This window comes from Microcella sp. (assembly GCF_046296455.1).
In the GTDB taxonomy this organism is placed as follows: Bacteria; Actinomycetota; Actinomycetes; order Actinomycetales; family Microbacteriaceae; genus Microcella.
Genome location: NZ_JBKBLF010000015.1, coordinates 1 through 17,581, shown reverse-complemented (window position 1 = coordinate 17,581; position 17,581 = coordinate 1). Strand labels below are relative to the sequence as shown.

Here is a 17,581-nt window from a genome sequence, read left to right as displayed (position 1 = left end):
CGTGGATGCTCGCACGAGGCGAGGCGCCCGCCGAGCGTCGCGGCGCTGCTAGGTGCGCATCACGAGATCGAGCAGCTCGGGAGCCCGGCGCCGGAACGCCCGGCCGCCCGCGACGATACCCAGCAGCAGCATCCCGAACCCCGTCGCCGCCCCGGCGATGCCGGAGACCGCGAACCACGAGGGCTCGGCGAAGCCCCAGCTCGCCACGACGAGCGAGGGGGCCATGAAGACGAGGATCGCGAGCAGCGCCATCGACTGCGACCAGCCGGCGCGGGCACCGAGCGTGGGTGGCTGGTCGAAGGGTCCGGCCCCGGGGCGGGCGGCGGGGTAGGCGCCGACAACCGAGCTGACGCTCGACACCCCGAGCCCGGTCAGCAGCAGGCCGATGCTGATGCCGATGAGCGCGGCAAGCACGCCGTCGACCCCCGACCACAGGGCGAGCACCGGGGCGAGCACGAGCACGAGGGGAACCCCGAGCAGCAGCGGGGGCACGCAGCGCCCCCAGCGGTCGGCGGCGCCCGGCACGGGGGCTGCCACATGCATCCACACCGCGGTGTGGTCGTACGCGACGTCATTGTGGCTGAACCAGCCGAGGAAGAGCGCGAGCACGGGCAGCGGCACGAGCCAGAGGGGCGGCAGCGGAGCCCCGGCGATCGCGAAGGCGAGCATCATGATGATGGGCGCGACGGGCAGCGCGAGGATCACCGCGCGGTACCGCGAATCGCGTGTCCAGTAGAGCAGGCTGCGGGCGGCGATGACGCCCGAGGGGGTCGCGGGAACGAGGTCGAACCAGCCGAGACCCGACACCGATGCGGTGTCGCGCGAGCGCTGCGGGGCTTCGAGCAGGCGGGTCACGACCCAGAGCCAGCCGAAGGCGAGCACGGCGAGCATGATCACGCCGCCCAGCAGCCGCGCGAACAAGGGGCCCGTGTCGCTCGCCGGCACCGCCCACAGCATGCCGACCGGAGTGTTGGCGAGAGTGCGGGCGATCGCGACCAGGGCGTCGTCGTCGGCCGCGGAGCGAACGATGAGCACTGTCGTCGCAGCCGCGGCGATGGCGACGACGATGACGGTGCGGGCCACGGCCGTGACGAGCCGGCGCGCGGCGGGCGACACGGCCAGCTGGGCGCCGATCGCGACGAGATACTGGGTCATGAGGATGATCGCGGCGGCCGCGAGCACCCCCGCGGCGATCGCGGCGCCGGCCGTCGCGGTGCCCGACCAGGCCAGCTCGAGGCCGATGCCGAGCGCGGCGGCGAGCAGCCCCGGCAGCCCGACCGCGGCCGCGGCGGCGAGGGTGACGGCGAGCCGGCGCGGCTCAAGCGGGTACGAGGCGAACCGCCGCGGCTCGAGCGCCGAGCCGAGGCCCGCACTGAGCGGCGCGACGGCGATGGCGACCGAGAGGGCGCTCGCGACGATCACGAGGCCCGCGCGGTGGCTCGCGAGGCGCACGTCGGCCTCGGCCGCGAGCAGGATGATCGCGATCCCGATCGCGAGCCCCAGCACGACGACGGCGAGGGTGCGCGCGAGCGTCACCCCGGGCCGGAAGGCCGAGCCGAGCAGCGCGAGCTTCAGTCGGAGAACGTGGTCAACCACTCCAGCCCCTCCACCGCGACGCGTCCGCCCGCGAGCTCGACGAAGCGCTCTTCGAGGCTCTCGCCGTCGCGCACCTGATCGAGGGTGCCCGCGGCCAGGATGCGCCCCTCGACGATCACGGCCACGCTGTCGCAGACGCGCTCGACGAGGTCCATGTTGTGGCTCGAGAGCACGACGGTGCCGCCCGCCCCCGCGAAGCGCTGCAGCAGGTCGACGGCCTGCGCCGTCGAGACCGGGTCGACCGACTCGAAGGGCTCGTCGAGCACGAGCACCGAGGGCGAGTGGATGAGCGCCGCGGCGAGCGAGATCTTCTTGATCATGCCGACCGAGTAGTCGCGCACGGGCCGGTCGAGCGAGCCGTCGAGGCCGAGGGCGAGGGCGAGGTCGTCGCTGCGCGACCGCGCGGCCGACCGGTCGAGCCCGTGCAGCACGGCGGCGTAGTAGAGCATCTGGGCGCCCGTGAGCCGGTCGAACAGGCGCATGCGGTCGGGCAGTACGCCGATCTTTCGCTTGGCGGCGGTGGGTGCCGCCCACACGTCGGTGCCGGCCACGAGCACGGTGCCGGCATCCGGTCGTAGCAGCCCCGTGATCATCGAGAGCGTCGTGGTCTTGCCAGCGCCGTTCGGGCCGACGAAGCCGAAGATGGATCCGCGCCGCACCGTGAGGTCGACGTCGTCGACGGCGAGCGCCGACGAGAACGACTTGCGCAGCCCGGTGACCTCGAGCACGACGGGCGCGGGCGAAGCGGGGCGGGGCGGGGTCGGCTTGGCCGTGGGCCGGCGGGCAGGCTTCGACGGCCGAGCGGGCTTCCCCGTTCGCTTCGGAGACGCTGACGAGGATTCCACGACACCACGCTACCAACCAGCGTGAGCGCGCCTCGACCCGCGGCCACAGACCCTGGTGCCCGGGTCACAGTTCGGAAACAATGGGTAAACAGCAGATGACGAGTCGGAGGCCTCCCGGCTAACCTGGTCGGGCACAACGATGTGTCCCTCAAACGTTCACACGACACATCAGGAGCCACCACATGACCACTCAGGTCGTCATTCTCGCCGCCGGAATGGGCAGCCGTCTCGGCCGCGACCTTCCGAAGCCGCTCACCGAGCTCAGCGACGGGCGCACCATCATGCGCCAGCAGCACGACAACATCGCCGCCGCGTTCGGCGCCGACGTGACCATCACGACCGTCGTCGGCTACAAGCTCGAGCACATCATCGACGCGTTCCCCGAGGTCGAGTACGTCTACAACGAGCAGTACGACCAGACCAACACCTCGAAGAGCCTGCTGCGCGCCCTCAAGGCCACCGGCAAGCACGGCGTGCTGTGGATGAACGGCGACGTCGTCTTCGACCCGCAGGTTCTCGTGCGCGTCGCGGGCCTCGTGCACGCCGACCGCTCGTTCGTGAGCGTCAACACTTCGACCGTCAGCGACGAAGAGGTCAAGTACACCGTCGACGCCGAGGGCTTCATCCAGAAGCTCTCGAAGACGGTGGCCGACGGCCTCGGCGAGGCCGTGGGCATCAACTACATCTCGAGCCGCGACAAGGCCGTGCTCATGCACCACCTCGCCCGCTGCGCCGACCAGGACTACTTCGAGCGCGGCATCGAGCTCGCGATCGAGCACGACGGCATCACGGTCGAGCCCGTCGACATCAGCGACCTCTATGCGGTCGAGATCGACTTCGCCGAAGACCTCGAGCGCGCCAACCTGCACGTCTGAGCCACGAGCTCACGCGGGCGTCCGTCGCTCGAGCACTTCGTGACGCCTGATTCGCGGGCGAAGCGCGACGCGTGGCGCTAGCGTTGTCGTTCGTGACCCCCGACCTGCCGCCGCGCCCGCCGCGCAGCCCCGCGCAGGTGTACCGCCAGTCGCTGTGGCTGCTGACGAGTCGCGACCTCAAGGTTCGCTACTCGACCTCGGCCCTCGGCTACCTCTGGTCGGTGCTCGACCCGCTCGTCATGGCGGTCATCTACTGGTTCGTCTTCACGCAGATCGTCGACCGCGCGATCGGCAACGACCCGTACATCGTGTTCCTGCTCGCGGGGCTGCTGCCGTGGATGTGGTTCAACGGTGCCGTCGGCGACGCGACGCGGGCGTTCATCAAAGACGCCAAGCTCGTGCGGTCCACGCGCATCCCCCGCACCGTCTGGGTCAACCGCATCGTGCTCTCGAAGGGCATCGAGTTCATCGCGGCGATCCCCGTCATCATCATCTTCGCCGTCATCTTCGGCGCGCAGCCCACATGGGGGGTGCTGTGGCTGCCGCTCGCGATCGCGCTGCAGGCCGTGCTCACCGTGGGCCTCGGGCTCATCATCGCGCCGCTCGTCGTGTTCTTCCGCGACCTCGAGCGGGCCGTCAAGCTCATCCTGCGGTTCTTGTTCTACGCATCCCCCATCATCTACGGGCTCGGCGACCTGCCGGCGGGCCTCGACCTCTGGGCATCGTTCAACCCGCTCGCGGGCATCATCTCGCTCTACCGGGCGAGCTTCTTCCCCGATCAGCTGGATGCACGCGCCGTGCTCATCGCCGCCGCCATGAGCATCGCGATCCTCGGCATCGGCATCCTCGTCTTCCGCCGCATGGTGCGCGCTGTGCTGAAGGAGGTCTGATGCAACCCGAGACAGTCATCCGCGTCGCCGACGCCGGCATCCGGTTCCGTCGCAACCGCCGCGGCCGCCGGTCGTTCAAAGACCTGTTCGCGGGCTCGAAGCGTCGCTCGCGCCCCGACGAGTTCTGGGCGCTGCGCGGTGTCGACGTCGAGGTGCGGGCGGGTGAGGCGATCGGCGTCGTCGGGCGCAACGGCCAGGGCAAGTCGACGCTGCTCAAGCTCGTCGCGGGCGTCATGCTGCCCGACGAGGGCACCGTCGAGGTGCACGGCGGGGTCGCTCCGCTCATCGAGATCACGGGCGGATTCGTCGACGACCTCACGGTGCGCGAGAACCTCTACCTCACGGCCGGGCTGCACGGCATGTCGAAGGCCGAGATCGACGCGCGCTACGACGAGATCATCGACTTCGCCGAGCTGCGCGACTTCGTCGGCACCCCCTACAAGCACCTTTCGAGCGGCATGAAGGTTCGGCTCGCGTTCTCGGTGATCTCGCGCCTCGAAGAGCCCATCCTGCTCGTCGACGAGGTGCTCGCGGTGGGCGACAAGGGTTTTCGCGATAAGTGCTACCAGCGCATCGACGAGCTGCTCGCCGGCGGGCGCACGCTCTTCTTCGTCTCGCACAACGAGCGCGACCTCAAGCGCTTCTGCACGCGCGGCCTGTACCTCGACGGCGGATCGCTCGTGCTCGACGCGCCGATCGGCGAGGTGCTCGCGGCGTACAACCGCGACCACGGCGGTACCGCGGTCTGATCCGCACCCGACCCCCGCACAGCGGCGGCTCGTAGACTGGCGGCGACAGCAGGAGGACCCCGGTGACCCTGATCCCGAGCGAGAACGACGGCGCCGTCGAGCGCGAGCCTCTGCGGGGCATCCCGATCGACGATGCGCTCGAGACGCCGCCGACCGCGATCGCGCCGCCCGCCGTCGACCCGCTGCTCGTGCGCGGGCTGCGCGCGGCGATGTCGGCGCAGCGGCCCGCCGTGCTGCTGCACATCCTCTCGATCCGGCGGCAGTACCCCGCGGCGACGCCCGAGCAGGTCATCATGATCCTCGAGCGCCGGTTTCTCAACAGCGTCACCCTCACGGGCGCGGGCAGCGGCGCCGCCGCGCTCATCCCCGGTGTCGGCACGGCCGTGGGCCTGACGGTCATCGGCGTCGAGACCGTGGCCTTCTTCGAGATGACGGCGCTCTTCGCGCAGTCGGTCGCCGAGATCCACGGCATCGTCGTCGACGACGAAGAGCGCGCCCACAACCTCGTCATGGCCCTCATGCTCGGCGGGCCCGGCAAAGACCTCGTGCAGCAGTTCGTGGGTCAGGCCACCGGCTCGGGTCCCGACCGCACGCAGTACTGGGGCGAATCGATCACGGCCGGAATGCCCAAAGCCCTGGTGGGCCTGCTCAACAAGCGGCTGCGCGACGAGCTCGTGAAGAACATGGCCGTCAAGCAGGGCGGCAGCATGGCCGGGCGGCTCGTGCCCTTCGGCATCGGAGCGGTCATCGGCGGGGCGGGCAACCGCATCATCGGCGGCAAAGTCGTGCGCACGGCGCAGCAGGCGTTCGGCCCGGCCCCGACGCGCTGGCCCGCCGAGCTCGACGCAGTCAGTCCCCCGAAGGAGCCTCGTCCTCGTCGTCTTCGTCGTCGAAAGGGTTCGACTCCGACGTGATCGGATCGAGGGCGTGGATGGCCGCCACACGATCCCACTCGGCATACAGCGCGTCAACCGCCGCGTGGAACCGCGCCGTCGCCGCCCCCGGAGCCGTGTCGCCGAAGTAGCGCGTCACCCAGTGCGTGAGGGTCTCGTGCGCCTCGGTGCTCGTGAGCACCCGGTCGACCAGCGGCACCACCTCGGCGGCCTGCTCGGCCGTCACCCACTCGCACGCGCTCAGATAGCCCGTGTCGTCGATCTCGGCCTCGGGCGAGGCCGGCCGCGCGATGATGAGGGGCCGACCCGTCGCGAGGCGGTCGTAGACCATCGCCGAGATGTCGGTGATCGCCACGTCGGCGGCGGCGAGCTGCCAGCCCAGCGCCGACCCGGTGTCGTGCACGTGCTGGGCCGCGGGGTCGGCGGCGTTGGCGCGCTCCAGAGCCGCGATGATGCGCCGATTGGCCGCACCGTACGCGCGGCTCACCACCCCGCTGCGCGGGTGCGGGCGGTAGACCACGCGGTGGCGGCCGGTCGCGAGCAGGGCATCCACCAGGGCCTCGCCGTGGCTCGCGATCGAGCCGTAGGCCGCCGCGGGGCGGTCGCCCTCCCAGGTCGGCGCGTAGAGCACCACGGTGCGGTCGTCGGGCGTGTAGGGGGTCTCGCCGGCGAAGTGGTCGGCCTGCGGGCGGCCGATCTGCAGCGTCTTGCGGTCGAGGTCGTAGTCCCAGAGCTTGCGCGCCAGGCGCTCGCGCGCCGCGTCGCCCGCGATGAACGCGTAGTCGTAGGCCTTGTACTGGTTGGTGGTCATGTACATCTTGTCGGACTCGCCGTGGTTGATGAAGACGTGCCACATGCGGCCGTAGCGGAACATCTGGAAGTTCTTGGTGTTCTGGTTGACGTAGAACACGATGCGCAGCGGCTGCTCGGCGACGAAGCGCTCGAGGTCGGTGACCTTGCGCAGGTAGACCGCGGGCACGGGGGCCTCGTCGAGCAGGGTCATCATCGTTCCAGGGCTGCGGCTGATGATGGCGACCGGATGCTCGCGCGCGAGCTCGGCGAGTGGCGCGTACCACTGCCGGATCTGGTACAGGTTCACACGGGTGTCGGCGAAGTAGACCGCGATCTCGATCGTGCCGGGGGTCGGCGGCGTCTCGGTCTCGAGCCGCACCGCGAGGGCGTTGCGGTTGCGGCGCGAGCGCAGCAGGTCGCGCACGATCCGGCGCGCGGTCTTGTACTGGCTCATGAGCTTCACGATCACGATTCTCCCAGCGGGCGCCCGGGCCGACCCGCCAAACGACCACACTGTTATCCACTTGTTCGCAATTCAGGCTGAGCGGGCCGAGCCCGTTCGTCGCGCGCACGAATCGGCCGCTCAGCCTGAGTTGCGAACACGGCAGGCGTGACAGAATCGGGCGCGATGGCCCGCTTCACGTTCAGCGCCGGCAACGCGCGCGTTCTCGCCCGCGCCCCGCTCTACGCGCTCGGGGCGCTCGCCGCCGTGCTCGTGCCGCGCAGCCCCCGCCGCTGGGTCTTCGGATCGGGCATCGGGCTCGGCGAGGGGGCACTCGTGCTGCTCGAGCGCGCGGCCGAGCGCGAGCCCGACCGCCACCTCACGTGGCTGGCCTCCGACCGCGCCGAGCTCGCCGCCGCGCGGGCGCGCGGCCTGCGGGCACTGCCGAAGCGCGGATCGCGCGGCCTGTGGGCGACGCTGCGCGCCGGCGTGGTCGTTGTGACGCACGGGTTCGGCGACGTCAACCGCTTCGGGGTGAGCGGCGCGCGCGTGGTGCAGCTCTGGCACGGCATCCCGCTCAAGCGACTGCACCTCGACACGGGCGCCGCGCTGCGCCTGCCCCTCATCGGCTCGCTGCCGGGCGTCGGCCGGCTCATGGCGGGGCTGTACCGGCGGGCGGGGGCGCAGATCGCGCTGTTCCCCGTGGCGTCCGAGCTCGTGGCGGCGCGCATCCGCTCGGCGTTCGGGCTGCCGGCCGACCGCGTCATCGTGACGGGCGACCCGCGCGACGACGTGCTGCTCGCGGGCACGCCCGAGGCCCGGCGCTCGACGGCGCGCGCACTCGTATCGGCGGCGCTCGTCGCCGCGGGCGGGGCCCCGCTCCCGGATGCCGGCCCGGTCGTGCTCTACGCCCCCACCTGGCGCGACGGGGCGGTGGATGCCGCGATCCCGACACCCGCCGAGTGGCAGGCGATCTCCGCCTGGGCCGACCGCGCGGGCGCGACGCTGCTGATCCGCTCGCACCCGCTCGGCGCGGGCTCGTACGCGGAGGGCGCCGCGGGCTCGGCCCGCATCCACCTGCTCGGCCGCGATGCCCTGACCGACGTGACCCCAGCGCTGCCGGCGCTCGACGCCCTCGTCACCGACTACAGCTCGATCGCGTTCGACGCCGCCATCGCCGGGGTGCCGAGCGTGTTCTTCGCTCCCGACCTGGCGCAGTACCTCGCGACCCGCGGGCTGTACCAGCCCTACCGCACGTTCAGCGGCGGCGAGCCCGCGCGCACCTGGGCCGAGACGCTCGACCGGCTCGACGCCGTGCTCGTCGACGGCCCGGCGCGTGCGGAGGCGCTCGCGCACGCCACCTGGCTGCGCGACGAGGTCGTCGACCACCTCGACGGGCGCGCGACCGACCGCGTGCTCGACGCCGTGCTCGGGCTGCTCGGCGAGGCACCGACCGCGCCCGCCGTCCTTGCGCCCCCGGCCGCCCGGCGACGCCTCGTCATCACCGCCGCCGAGCTCGACGATCACGCCGTCAGCCTGCGCGGCACCGCACCCGCCCGCATCGCGCACCTCGCACTCGTGGGCCCGCGGCAGACGATCGAGCTCGACGTCTCGCAGGCGCGCGACGAGTTCACGGCGGGCGCCTCGCTGTTCGACGACCGCTGGGGGGCCGAGGGGCTGCCGCCGCGCAGCGACGACTACCGGCTCGAGGTGACCCTCGAGGGCGACGTGAACGCGAGCGCACGCGCGGTGGTGGCGGCCGAGCTCGACCCCGGGTTCCGCTCGCCGCTGCTGCGGGCCGAGCTGCGCGCCGACGCGGGCACCCTCGTGCTGCGCGTCGCGGCCCCACTGGCCGACGACGAGCGCGGAGCATCCGCCCAGAAGCGCCTCGAAGCCGAGTACCGCCGCCGCCCGGCAACCCCTGAGAACGCAGTGTTCTTCGAGAGCTTCTACAGCCAGACGGTCGCGTGCAACCCGCTCGCGATCGACCGCGAACTCGCGCGCGTGCGTCCCGATGTCACCCGCTACTGGTCGGTCGTCGACCGCTCGATCGCCGTGCCGGAGGGCGCAATCGCGATCGTTGAAGGCTCGGCCGAGTGGTGGCGCGTGCGAGCCGATGCCCGCCTGCTCGTCGTGAACGACTGGCTGCGCAAGCGGTGGATGCCTCGCCCCCACCAGACCGTGCTGCAGACCTGGCATGGCACGATGCTCAAGCGGCTCGCGCTCGACCGCGAGGGCGTGGGCCTGCGCACGCGCATCGCCGTGCGTCGCGAGAGCCGCCGGTGGACGGTGCTGCTGGCGCAGAACGACTACGCGGCGAAGATTCTGCGCCGCGCCTACGCGTTCCGGGGTGCGCTGTGGGTGGAGGGCTACCCGCGCAACGACGTGCTGGTCTGGGCAGACCCGGCGATGCGCCGGGCGGTGCGTGCGCGCCTGGGGCTGCGGCCCGAGCAGCGCGCCGTGCTCTACGCGCCGACGTGGCGCGACGATGCCCGCGAGATCGTCGACTACCTCGACCTGCCGAGCCTGCCGAGCGCGCTCGCCGAACTGCCCGGCGAGCACGTCGTGCTCGTGCGCGGGCACAGCCGCACGCTGCGGCACGGTCGCAACCTCGCCGTCGACGGTCTCATCGATGTGACGACCTACCCCGACATGGCCGAGCTGCTGCTGGCCGCCGACGTCGTCGTGACCGACTACAGCTCGCTCATGTTCGACATCACGGCCACCGATACGCCGCTCGTGCTCTTCGCGCCCGACCGCGAGCACTACGAGCGCGAGCTGCGCGGCTTCTACTTCGACCTGCTCGCCGAGGCACCCGTGCCGGTGACCGACAGTCGCGCGGGGCTCATCGCCGAACTCGCCCGGCGTGCCGCCGCGCCGGATACGGCGGCGCAATCCCCCGCGCTCGCGGCCTGGCGGCAGCGCTTCACGGCGCTCGACGACGGTCGGGCCGCCGAGCGGGTGGTCGCGCGCATCATCGCCGAGGGGAAGCTCGAGGGGGGCTGACCCGCCCTACGACTCGATGCGCGAGGTGTCGACGGCGTCGCGCGCGCCGAGCACGAAGCCGCGCACGAACCCCGTGCCCCAGCTCAAGTGCATGACGGCGATGACTCCCGCGAACGTGAGACGGTCGGCGAACCGCTGCCCGCTCGACGGCACCACGAGCAGGGCGAGCAGCACGAGCAGGTAAAGCGCGGGGCCGAGGTGCACGACCGACAGCAGCAAGCTCGGCAGGCCCGCGACGATGCCCGTCAGCTGCAGCACCAGCAGCACGGCGCTGAGCGCGAGCGAGACGACGAGGGCGGGCGGGGCGAAGTAGCGCACCGGGTTGCGCCCGCCGAGCCGCCGAACGAGCTCGCCGCGCCAGATGCCGGTGGCACGAAACTGGCGGGCGAGCCTCGCCCAGGTCGATCGCGGCCAGTAGGTCACGCGCAGCGCCGGGTCGAGCCACACCAGGTGCCCGGCGTCGCGCAGGCGCAGGTTGAGCTCCCAGTCTTCGCCGCGCTTGAGCCCTTCGTCGTAGAGCCCCACCGCCACGAGCGCCTCGCGCCGCATGATGCCCAGGTACGCGCTCTCGGCGGGGCCCTCGGATGCTGCGCCATGGTACGCGCCGCCCCCCAGCCCGAGGCGGTGGTTGTAGGCCCGCGCGACCGCAGACTGCAGCCGCCCCCGACCCGTGGCGACCATGAGGCCGCCGACGCTCGCGGCACCGGTGCGCAGCAGTGTCGCGACCCCTGTCGCCGTGTAGTGCGGTTCGAGCTCGGTGTGCGCGTCGACCCGCACGATCACGTCGTGGGCAGCGGCACGGATGCCGAGATTGAGGCCCAGCGGAATCGACAGCTGGGGGTTCTCGACGATGCGGATGCGGGCATCCTGCACCGCCCGCGCCTGCACCCGTTCGGTCGTGCCATCGGTCGAGGGGCCGAGCACGACGACGAGCTCGCGCTCGCCGGTGTACTGCTGGGCGAGCACGCTGGCGATCGCGTCGTCGATGTAGGCCGCCTCGTTGTACACCGGCATGACGAAGCTGACGCCGGGGTGCGTCGGTGCAGGCTGGCCCATACCTGCGAGGCTAGCGCCTGGCAGGTATGGGCCGGGGCGCTACTGCAGCTCGCCGAGCGAGACCGTGACGTCTTGCGCCGAGCCGCCCCGCACGTAGGTGAGGGTCGCGCTCGCGCCCGCGGGCAGCACGCGCACCTGCGCGGTGAGGTCGACGCTGCCGGCGATCGGCACGCCGTTGAAGACGGTGATGACGTCGCCCGAGCGCAGGCCCGCCTGCTCGGCGGCACCCCCCGGCACGACGCTGTCGATGAGGGCGCCCACGACGGTGCTCTCGGCGTCGTTGATCGAGTCGGTGACGGTCGCGCCGAGCAGGCCGTGCGAGGCCGTGCCGTTCTCGATGAGCTCGGTGGCGACGCGCTGGGCGAAGTTCGACGGAATCGAGAAGCCGACGCCGATGCTGCCCGACTGGCCGCCGCTGCCGCCCGCCGTCGCGATGGCGACGACGATGCCGATCAGTCGGCCCTCGTCGTCGAGCAGGGCACCGCCCGAGTTGCCGGGGTTGATCGCCGCGTCGGTCTGGATCACGGGCAGCGAGACCGTGCCGCTCGAGATGGGCCGCGGGTCGGTGCCCTCGGCGCCCGGAACGTCGAAGTCCCAGAAGTCGAAGGGGGCATCGGTGCTGTCGTCGGGCTGCTGCTCGACCTGCTGGTCGGGCACGGCCGATGAGCGCACCGTGATCGAGCGGTTGAGCGCCGAGACGATGCCGTTCGACACCGAGCCGGCGAGACCGAGCGGCGCGCCGATGACGACCGTGCGGTCGCCCACGTTGAGCGCGTCGGAGTCGGCGAACTCGATGGTCGGCAGGCCTTCGGCACCCTCGAGCTTGACGACCGCGAGGTCGGCGATGGGGTCGCTGCCGACGAGCTCGGCATCGAAGATGCGGCCGTCGGCGAGGGTGACGCGAATGCTCGGGCTGCTCGTGGCGCCTTCGAGCGTCGCGACGTGGTTGTTGGTCAGCACGTAGCCGTCGTCGCTCAGGATCACGCCTGAGCCGTTGCCCGACGACCCGCCGCCCGCGACCGTGAGGGTCACGACGGCCGGCATGGCCTTGGCGACGACGCCCGTGACGAGCGTGGCGTCGTCGGGGTCGTTGACGGTGATCGAGGTCGGCGCGGCGGGGGTGCCGACGACGGGCGCGGCGTCGCTCGCGAGCACGGCCGCGACGACTCCGCCGCCCGCGACCCCGCCGATGAGGGCGCCGACGGTGAGCATGCCGAGCAGCGGAGCCATCGAGCTCTTGGCGCGCGGGGCGGCGGCCTGCGGGCTCGGCGCGGGCGGCGCGGGCTCCGCATGCGGGGCCGCTGGCTCGGCCTGTGCCGCTGCCGGCTCGGGCGCGGGCGCGCTGTCGAGCGGGGTGGTCTCGGGGGCCTCGTGGTTCTCAGGCGTGGTGGTCATCGGGAGGTGCTCCTTTCGGCGCTGTCAGCGTCCTCCGCAAACCTGTGCATTCTATTTGCCCCGCCTGAGCGCGGCCCGACGCTTCGCCCAAGCCTCTCTCGGTCGGTCGCCGACTCGGCGTTCAGCAGCCGGGGCCTACCGCCCCTTCCGTGCAGTCGCGATCGACGAGCACCGTCACCGCGTCTCCCGCGGTCGCGATCAGGTCGTTGGCGGGCAGCACGATGACCCCCGCGAGCGACCGCCACGCCCCGCCCGCGAAGCGGTACTCAGCAGTGAACTCGACGTCGAGCTCGATGACGTAGGTGCCCGGCGCGTCGTACACATGGCTCGTGGGTGTCGCGTCGAACTCGCGCAGCCCCAGCGCCGCCCACGTCGCTCCGGTGGTCGTGCGCCGCACCGCTGATCCGTCGCCGTACCTCCAGCGATAGCCGACGGGAGTGAAACGCACGTCGGCCGGGGCGCCGAGCAGCGTGCCCGACACGATGTGCGGCTCGGTGCGGGCCACGAAGTTCGTGGGCAACCCGACGACCATCCAGCCGTCCGGCTGCATGAACTGCGTCGGGGGTCGCGGGCGGAAGATCGCGATGTCGCTCCAGGTCACGGCGGGCACGCCCGGCTCGGCGTCGACGGGCTTCGGCTGGCCCTCGCCGTAGCAGTAGCCGGCAAAGACCTCGTCGCAGGGCATCGGCATCTCGACCGATCCGGGGGGTCCGGATGCTCCGCCTCCCCCACCCCCGCTGCCCGAGCCTGGGCCGCCGCCGTTGGTGAGCTCTCCATCGATGATCGCCGCCCCGTCGCCGACCTCGCCGCGCACGTCGGGGCACCCGCCGAGCACCGCCGACCCTTTGTCGCAGGAGTCTGCAGCGAATGCTGGAGCCGAAGGTCCCGCAATGCTCAATCCCAAGACCATCACGACAAGGAGTGTTAGGCGTCGCATAGGTCACCAACGGGCCAGGTCAATTCGTCCTCGACGATCAAGTTGCCCGCCGGCTCTGAAACAAGAATTGCCTCATATGCCAAGTAGTCCACGCGGTCACTGCTGACGACGTTGGCTCCGGACTCGTCGACGACCTCGACATCGCCGACAAATACGCACGCGTAGATCTGAACTTCTGCCGACCCTGGTGCTCCACTGATGTGCTGCTGGAGGCGGACATCCACCAGCGTCGATTCGCCGATGGCTCTATAGCCGTTGGTAGCGAAGACCTCGAAGCCCTCCGCTTCGGACTCGAACACTTCATCAGACACGAGCGGGCGCAAGCGTTCAGGATCAGCGCCGCCATCTTGGAGGATCATGCTCGACACTCGAAGAAACTCCTCGTACGCCGCCGTCGCCGCGGCGAGGGCCTCCTCGTCCGTCGCGAAGAGCGGCGCGACGTCGGCGGTCGGCTCGGCGGGCGGGATGCGGGTCGACTCGGTGCAGGCAGTCAGGGCGCCGGCGACGAGGGCGAGCGGCAGCGCGACGAGGGCGAGGCGTCGGATCATGCCCGTCACGGTAGGCATGCGCGCCGCATCCCGTGCCGTTTCTCCACATCGACGCTGCCGAGCGTGGGCCCCGAAGGGGGTACACAGATTCGTCTGTCCGCCACATAGACTCGCAGAGAGACCGACGACCACCGATCCCGAGGGCTCCCGAATGACGCAGCCCCCTGTGACCGATGTCACGGCCATCCTCGATGCCGCCGGCGACATCATCATGAACGACGGCTACGCAGCCGTCACGCTCGCCTCGATCGCTTCGCGCTGCGGCACGACGCTCGACGAGGTCGCCGAGATGTTCCCGACCGCGAACGACGCGATGGTCGCCATGCTCAACCGCGAGTTTCAGGGCATGTACGGGCTCATCGTGCAGAACATCGATCGCGACCCGCGCGGCGGCCTGCTCTCGCGCATGTACACCTACATTCTCAGCGCGGTCTACGAGCGCCCCCTGGCGAAGACACTGTTCGTGATCGACCGCGAAGCGCTCAACTCGATCATGCGCAACTCGCACAGCTTCGCCTACACACCCACGATCGGCATTCGCGGCGAGCTCATCGAGGCATTGCAGGCGGCCGGCATGGTGCGCGACGACGTGGATGCCCGCACGGTGTCGAGCGTGCTCTCGGCCTGCTCGGCCGGGCTCGCCCTGACGGCGCCGCACGACGATCTCGGCATCATCATCGAGGGTCTCGCCACTCTGCTGTCGCGCGGCGTCGACACCGACGTGGTCGACACCTCGCCGGGCAAGGCCGTGTTCTTCGACTGGGCGACAAAGCTCACCGTGCCGCGCGAAGACGACTGAGCCCGTTCGATCGGTCGACGGCCGCCGGTACGCTGGCCCCGTGAGCACCGACGCCCCGTGGATGCGCACTGCGCGCTCGGCCGGCCTCATCGGTGCCGACGGCACGGTGCGCCCCACGATCTTCGCCGAGATGTCGGCGCTTGCGCTCGAGCACGACGCCGTCAACCTGGGGCAGGCCTTTCCTGACGACGACGGACCGAGTGTCGTGCTCGAGGCCGCCGTCGAGGCGATCCGCGCGGGCGTCAACCAGTACCCGCCGGGGCGCGGCACGGCCGAGCTGCGGGCAGCGATCGCCGAGCACCAGCAGCGCTTCTACGGCTTGTCGCTCGACCCGGCGACGCAGGTGCTCGTCACGGCGGGGGCGACCGAAGCCATCGCCGCGAGCCTTCTCGCCCTGGCCGGCCCGGGCGACGAGGTCGTGACGCTCGAGCCGTTCTACGACGCCTACGCGGCCGTCATCGGGCTAAGCGGGGCGCGGCACGTGACCATCCCGCTGAGCGAGCCCGGCTTTCAGCCGAGCGCCGCGGCGATCGACGCGGCGATCACCGACCGAACGCGCGTGATCGTGCTCAATTCGCCGCACAACCCCACCGGGTCGATCCTCGCCCCCGAGCATGTCGAGCGCATCGTGGCCGCGGCCGTGCGCCACGACGCCGTGATCGTGAGCGACGAGGTCTACGAGCACCTCGTCTACGACGGAGCACGCCATCGGCCGACGGCGTCGTTCGCCGGGGCGGCCGAGCGCACGCTCACGGTGTCGAGCGCCGCGAAGACCTTTAGCGTGACCGGGTGGAAGATCGGCTGGGTCACCGGCCCCGCCGCGCTCATCGAGGCCGTGCTCGGCGTGAAGCAGTGGCTCACCTACGTCAACGGAGCACCCTTCCAGGGCGCGGTGGCCCGCGGCCTGCGGCTCGATGACGACTTCTTCGACGGGCTGCGGTCGACGATGCAGCGCCGGCGCGACCTGCTCGCAACCGGGCTCGTCGACGCGGGCTTCACGATCGCCCCGACCGCGGGCTCGTACTTCATCGTCGTCGACGGCGCTGCGCTCGGCCTCGGCGATGCCGCCGAGAGCGCTCGCGCCCTCGCGGTCGATCCGGGCGTCGTGGCCATTCCGCTGAGCGCCTTCGGCAGCGCGGTCAGCGCGAGCGCCCTGCGCTTCGCGTTCTGCAAGCCCGACGCCGTGATCGCCGAGGGCGTGCGGCGGCTGCAGGGGCTGCGCCGCTAGAGGGGCACGACTCCGAACCGGCGCAGCTGCAGGGCGGGATTGATGCGGCGCACCTCGTCGAGGTGATCGCGCGAGACCGGGGCGACCACCGCATCCGTCGCCGTCTCGATCGAGGCGAGCACCTCGCCGCGGGCGTCGATGATCATGCTGTGACCGACGCCGATGGGCGGAGTGTGGTCGGCGGCCGCGACGTACATGGTGTTCTCGATCGCCCGCGCGGTGAGCAGAGTCGTCCAGGCGTGCACCTTGCCGAGGCCGGCGACCCACTCGCTCGGTACGAGCACGAGCTCGGCGCCCGCGTCGACGAGGCGGCGGGTCACTTCGGGAAACCGCAGGTCGTAACAGGTCTGGATGCCCACGCGCAGCCCCACCGCATCGAACAGCTGCGGCGGCTCGAGCGCGCCCGCCTCGGCCCACGCCGACTCGGTCGCGCCGAACGCGTCGTAGAGGTGCAACTTGCGCGAGACAGCGAGCAGCGCGCCGCCGGGCGCGACGGCGACGACGGTGTTGCGAAAGCGGTCGGTTCTGGTCGCGCCGACCTCGATGAGCCCGGCGACAAGGATCGCCCCCGTCTCGCTCGCGAGATCGCCGAGGCCCTCGACGAAGGTGCCGTCGAGCGGTTCGGCGGCGGCGAGCCAGTCGGGGCCCATCGTGGGCGAGAAGTACGACGAGTACTCGGGGAACACGACGAGACCCGCGCCTTGCTCGACGGCGTGCAGCGCAAGGCTGCGCATCGCGGTCAGGTTCGCGGCGCGGTCGGCGACAGGCCCGAACTGGGCGACGGCGATAGACGCGGCGACGGATGCGGTGCTCACGATTGCCAGCCTAGGCGGGTGCCCGGCCCGGGCGCTCTGCCACGATGGAGGCATGACCGCTTCGCTCATCGTTCTCGGGTCGGCCAACACCGACTACACCGTGCTCGTCGACCGGCACCCGCTGCCGGGCGAGACGCTGCTGGGCGACGAGCTCGTCATCGCGACGGGCGGCAAGGGCGCGAACCAGGCGCTCGCGGCGGCGCGCGCCGGCGCGATGCCCGTGTTCCTCGGCGCGGTCGGCGACGACGGCAACGGCCGCTCGATGCTCGACGCCTTGGGCGCGGGCGGTGTCGACGTCTCGAGCGTCGCGGTCGTCGACGACGCTCCCACGGGCATCGCCCTCATCACCGTCTCGCGCGACGGCGAGAACACGATCGTGGTCGCGGCGGGAGCGAACGCACGCGTCAACGCCCACGAGGTCGAGGCCGGCATCCGCGCGATCGCCGGGCGAGGCACCGTGCTGCTCGCGCAGCTCGAGATCCCGCTCGCGGCGGTCGTGACGGCGGCCGAGACGATCGACGAGCTCGGCGGGCGCACGGTGCTCAACCTCTCCCCCAGCCGTGAGGTTCCGGATGCGCTGCTCGCCCTGTGCGACCCGCTCATCGTCAACGAGGCCGAGGCGCACGACCTGACGGGCCTCACGATCGGCACGCCCGCCGAGGCGGCGACCGCGGCGACGGCGTTGCTCGACCGCTGCCGCAGCGTGGTCATCACG

The 17,581-nt window shown here is 71.6% G+C and carries 16 protein-coding genes; 8 read left to right on the top strand and 8 right to left on the bottom strand.

The features are described 5' to 3' along the window. Positions 1-48: 48 nt before the first annotated feature. Both ACK4HH_RS09065 and ACK4HH_RS09060 read right to left on the bottom strand, forming a co-directional pair. Entirely contained in the window at positions 49-1,596 is a 1,548-nt protein-coding gene (locus tag ACK4HH_RS09065) for a hypothetical protein (protein ID WP_409650931.1), read from the bottom strand. Next, positions 1,572-2,441 carry an ABC transporter ATP-binding protein gene (locus tag ACK4HH_RS09060; protein WP_409650929.1) on the bottom strand — a complete coding sequence of 290 codons (870 nt, stop codon included), beginning with the start codon at positions 2,439-2,441 and terminating at the stop codon, positions 1,572-1,574. The genes ACK4HH_RS09065 and ACK4HH_RS09060 overlap by 25 nt, the downstream gene beginning before the upstream one ends. A gap of 182 nt (positions 2,442-2,623) precedes the next feature. Between ACK4HH_RS09060 and ACK4HH_RS09055 the strand changes: the two genes are divergently transcribed. The 4 genes from ACK4HH_RS09055 to ACK4HH_RS09040 all read left to right on the top strand — a co-directional run bounded on the left by ACK4HH_RS09055 (position 2,624) and on the right by ACK4HH_RS09040 (position 5,869). Beyond that, on the top strand, positions 2,624-3,316 hold the full coding sequence (locus ACK4HH_RS09055) for an NTP transferase domain-containing protein (protein ID WP_409650927.1): 693 nt from the start codon (positions 2,624-2,626) through the stop codon (positions 3,314-3,316). Positions 3,317-3,408: 92 nt separating this feature from the next. After that, a complete protein-coding gene (locus ACK4HH_RS09050) occupies positions 3,409-4,206 on the top strand; it encodes an ABC transporter permease (RefSeq protein ID WP_409650925.1) in 798 nt (265 codons plus the stop codon). After that, a complete protein-coding gene (locus tag ACK4HH_RS09045) occupies positions 4,206-4,955 on the top strand; it encodes an ABC transporter ATP-binding protein (RefSeq protein ID WP_409650923.1) in 750 nt (249 codons plus the stop codon). The genes ACK4HH_RS09050 and ACK4HH_RS09045 overlap by 1 nt, the downstream gene beginning before the upstream one ends. 62 nt (positions 4,956-5,017) lie before the next feature. After that, positions 5,018-5,869, top strand: coding sequence for a hypothetical protein (locus ACK4HH_RS09040; RefSeq protein ID WP_409650921.1), 852 nt, complete (start codon positions 5,018-5,020; stop codon positions 5,867-5,869). On the opposite strand, the gene ACK4HH_RS09035 is transcribed toward ACK4HH_RS09040, so the two are convergent. After that, the gene (locus ACK4HH_RS09035; RefSeq protein ID WP_409650919.1) at positions 5,805-7,103 is read right to left on the bottom strand and encodes a CDP-glycerol glycerophosphotransferase family protein; all 1,299 of its coding nucleotides are present in this window, start codon (positions 7,101-7,103) and stop codon (positions 5,805-5,807) included. The two genes, ACK4HH_RS09040 and ACK4HH_RS09035, sit on opposite strands and share 65 nt — an antisense overlap. Before the next feature lie 165 nt (positions 7,104-7,268). On the opposite strand from ACK4HH_RS09035, the gene ACK4HH_RS09030 reads away from it, so the two are divergent. After that, positions 7,269-10,088, top strand: coding sequence for a CDP-glycerol glycerophosphotransferase family protein (locus tag ACK4HH_RS09030; protein WP_409650917.1), 2,820 nt, complete (start codon positions 7,269-7,271; stop codon positions 10,086-10,088). 6 nt (positions 10,089-10,094) lie between these two features. Here ACK4HH_RS09030 and ACK4HH_RS09025 read toward each other — a convergent pair whose 3' ends face one another. The 4 genes from ACK4HH_RS09025 to ACK4HH_RS09010 all read right to left on the bottom strand — a co-directional run bounded on the left by ACK4HH_RS09025 (position 10,095) and on the right by ACK4HH_RS09010 (position 14,042). Then, positions 10,095-11,144 (bottom strand): glycosyltransferase family 2 protein, encoded by a 1,050-nt coding sequence (locus tag ACK4HH_RS09025; RefSeq protein ID WP_409650915.1) that lies wholly within the window; start codon positions 11,142-11,144, stop codon positions 10,095-10,097. 39 nt (positions 11,145-11,183) lie between these two features. After that, the gene (locus tag ACK4HH_RS09020) at positions 11,184-12,539 is read right to left on the bottom strand and encodes a S1C family serine protease (RefSeq protein ID WP_409650913.1); all 1,356 of its coding nucleotides are present in this window, start codon (positions 12,537-12,539) and stop codon (positions 11,184-11,186) included. Positions 12,540-12,660: 121 nt separating this feature from the next. Then, positions 12,661-13,374 carry a hypothetical protein gene (locus ACK4HH_RS09015; protein WP_409650911.1) on the bottom strand — a complete coding sequence of 238 codons (714 nt, stop codon included), beginning with the start codon at positions 13,372-13,374 and terminating at the stop codon, positions 12,661-12,663. 89 nt (positions 13,375-13,463) lie between these two features. Then, the gene (locus tag ACK4HH_RS09010; protein WP_409650909.1) at positions 13,464-14,042 is read right to left on the bottom strand and encodes a hypothetical protein; all 579 of its coding nucleotides are present in this window, start codon (positions 14,040-14,042) and stop codon (positions 13,464-13,466) included. A 133-nt stretch (positions 14,043-14,175) separates the two neighbouring features. Between ACK4HH_RS09010 and ACK4HH_RS09005 the strand changes: the two genes are divergently transcribed. Then, a complete protein-coding gene (locus ACK4HH_RS09005) occupies positions 14,176-14,823 on the top strand; it encodes a TetR/AcrR family transcriptional regulator (protein WP_409650907.1) in 648 nt (215 codons plus the stop codon). A gap of 40 nt (positions 14,824-14,863) precedes the next feature. Beyond that, a complete protein-coding gene (locus ACK4HH_RS09000) occupies positions 14,864-16,051 on the top strand; it encodes an aminotransferase class I/II-fold pyridoxal phosphate-dependent enzyme (RefSeq protein ID WP_409650905.1) in 1,188 nt (395 codons plus the stop codon). On the opposite strand, the gene ACK4HH_RS08995 is transcribed toward ACK4HH_RS09000, so the two are convergent. Beyond that, positions 16,048-16,866, bottom strand: a complete 819-nt coding sequence (locus tag ACK4HH_RS08995; RefSeq protein ID WP_409650903.1) for a carbon-nitrogen hydrolase family protein — start codon at positions 16,864-16,866, stop codon at positions 16,048-16,050. The genes ACK4HH_RS09000 and ACK4HH_RS08995 overlap by 4 nt on opposite strands. Positions 16,867-16,918: 52 nt before the next feature. Here ACK4HH_RS08995 and ACK4HH_RS08990 point away from each other — a divergent pair. Then, a partial coding sequence (locus ACK4HH_RS08990) for a PfkB family carbohydrate kinase (RefSeq protein ID WP_409650901.1) occupies positions 16,919-17,581 on the top strand: 663 nt, incomplete at its 3' end.

What these genes read in the sequence shown, in the direction of transcription:
- ACK4HH_RS09010 (WP_409650909.1), bottom strand. Translation starts at nt 14,042, where the DNA reads ATGCCTACCGTGACGGGCATGATCCGACGCCTCGCCCTCGTCGCGCTG.
- ACK4HH_RS09055 (WP_409650927.1), top strand. Translation starts at nt 2,624, where the DNA reads ATGACCACTCAGGTCGTCATTCTCGCCGCCGGAATGGGCAGCCGTCTC.
- ACK4HH_RS09025 (WP_409650915.1), bottom strand. Translation starts at nt 11,144, where the DNA reads ATGGGCCAGCCTGCACCGACGCACCCCGGCGTCAGCTTCGTCATGCCG.
- ACK4HH_RS09030 (WP_409650917.1), top strand. Translation starts at nt 7,269, where the DNA reads ATGGCCCGCTTCACGTTCAGCGCCGGCAACGCGCGCGTTCTCGCCCGC.
- ACK4HH_RS09020 (WP_409650913.1), bottom strand. Translation starts at nt 12,539, where the DNA reads ATGACCACCACGCCTGAGAACCACGAGGCCCCCGAGACCACCCCGCTC.
- ACK4HH_RS09045 (WP_409650923.1), top strand. Translation starts at nt 4,206, where the DNA reads ATGCAACCCGAGACAGTCATCCGCGTCGCCGACGCCGGCATCCGGTTC.
- ACK4HH_RS09005 (WP_409650907.1), top strand. Translation starts at nt 14,176, where the DNA reads ATGACGCAGCCCCCTGTGACCGATGTCACGGCCATCCTCGATGCCGCC.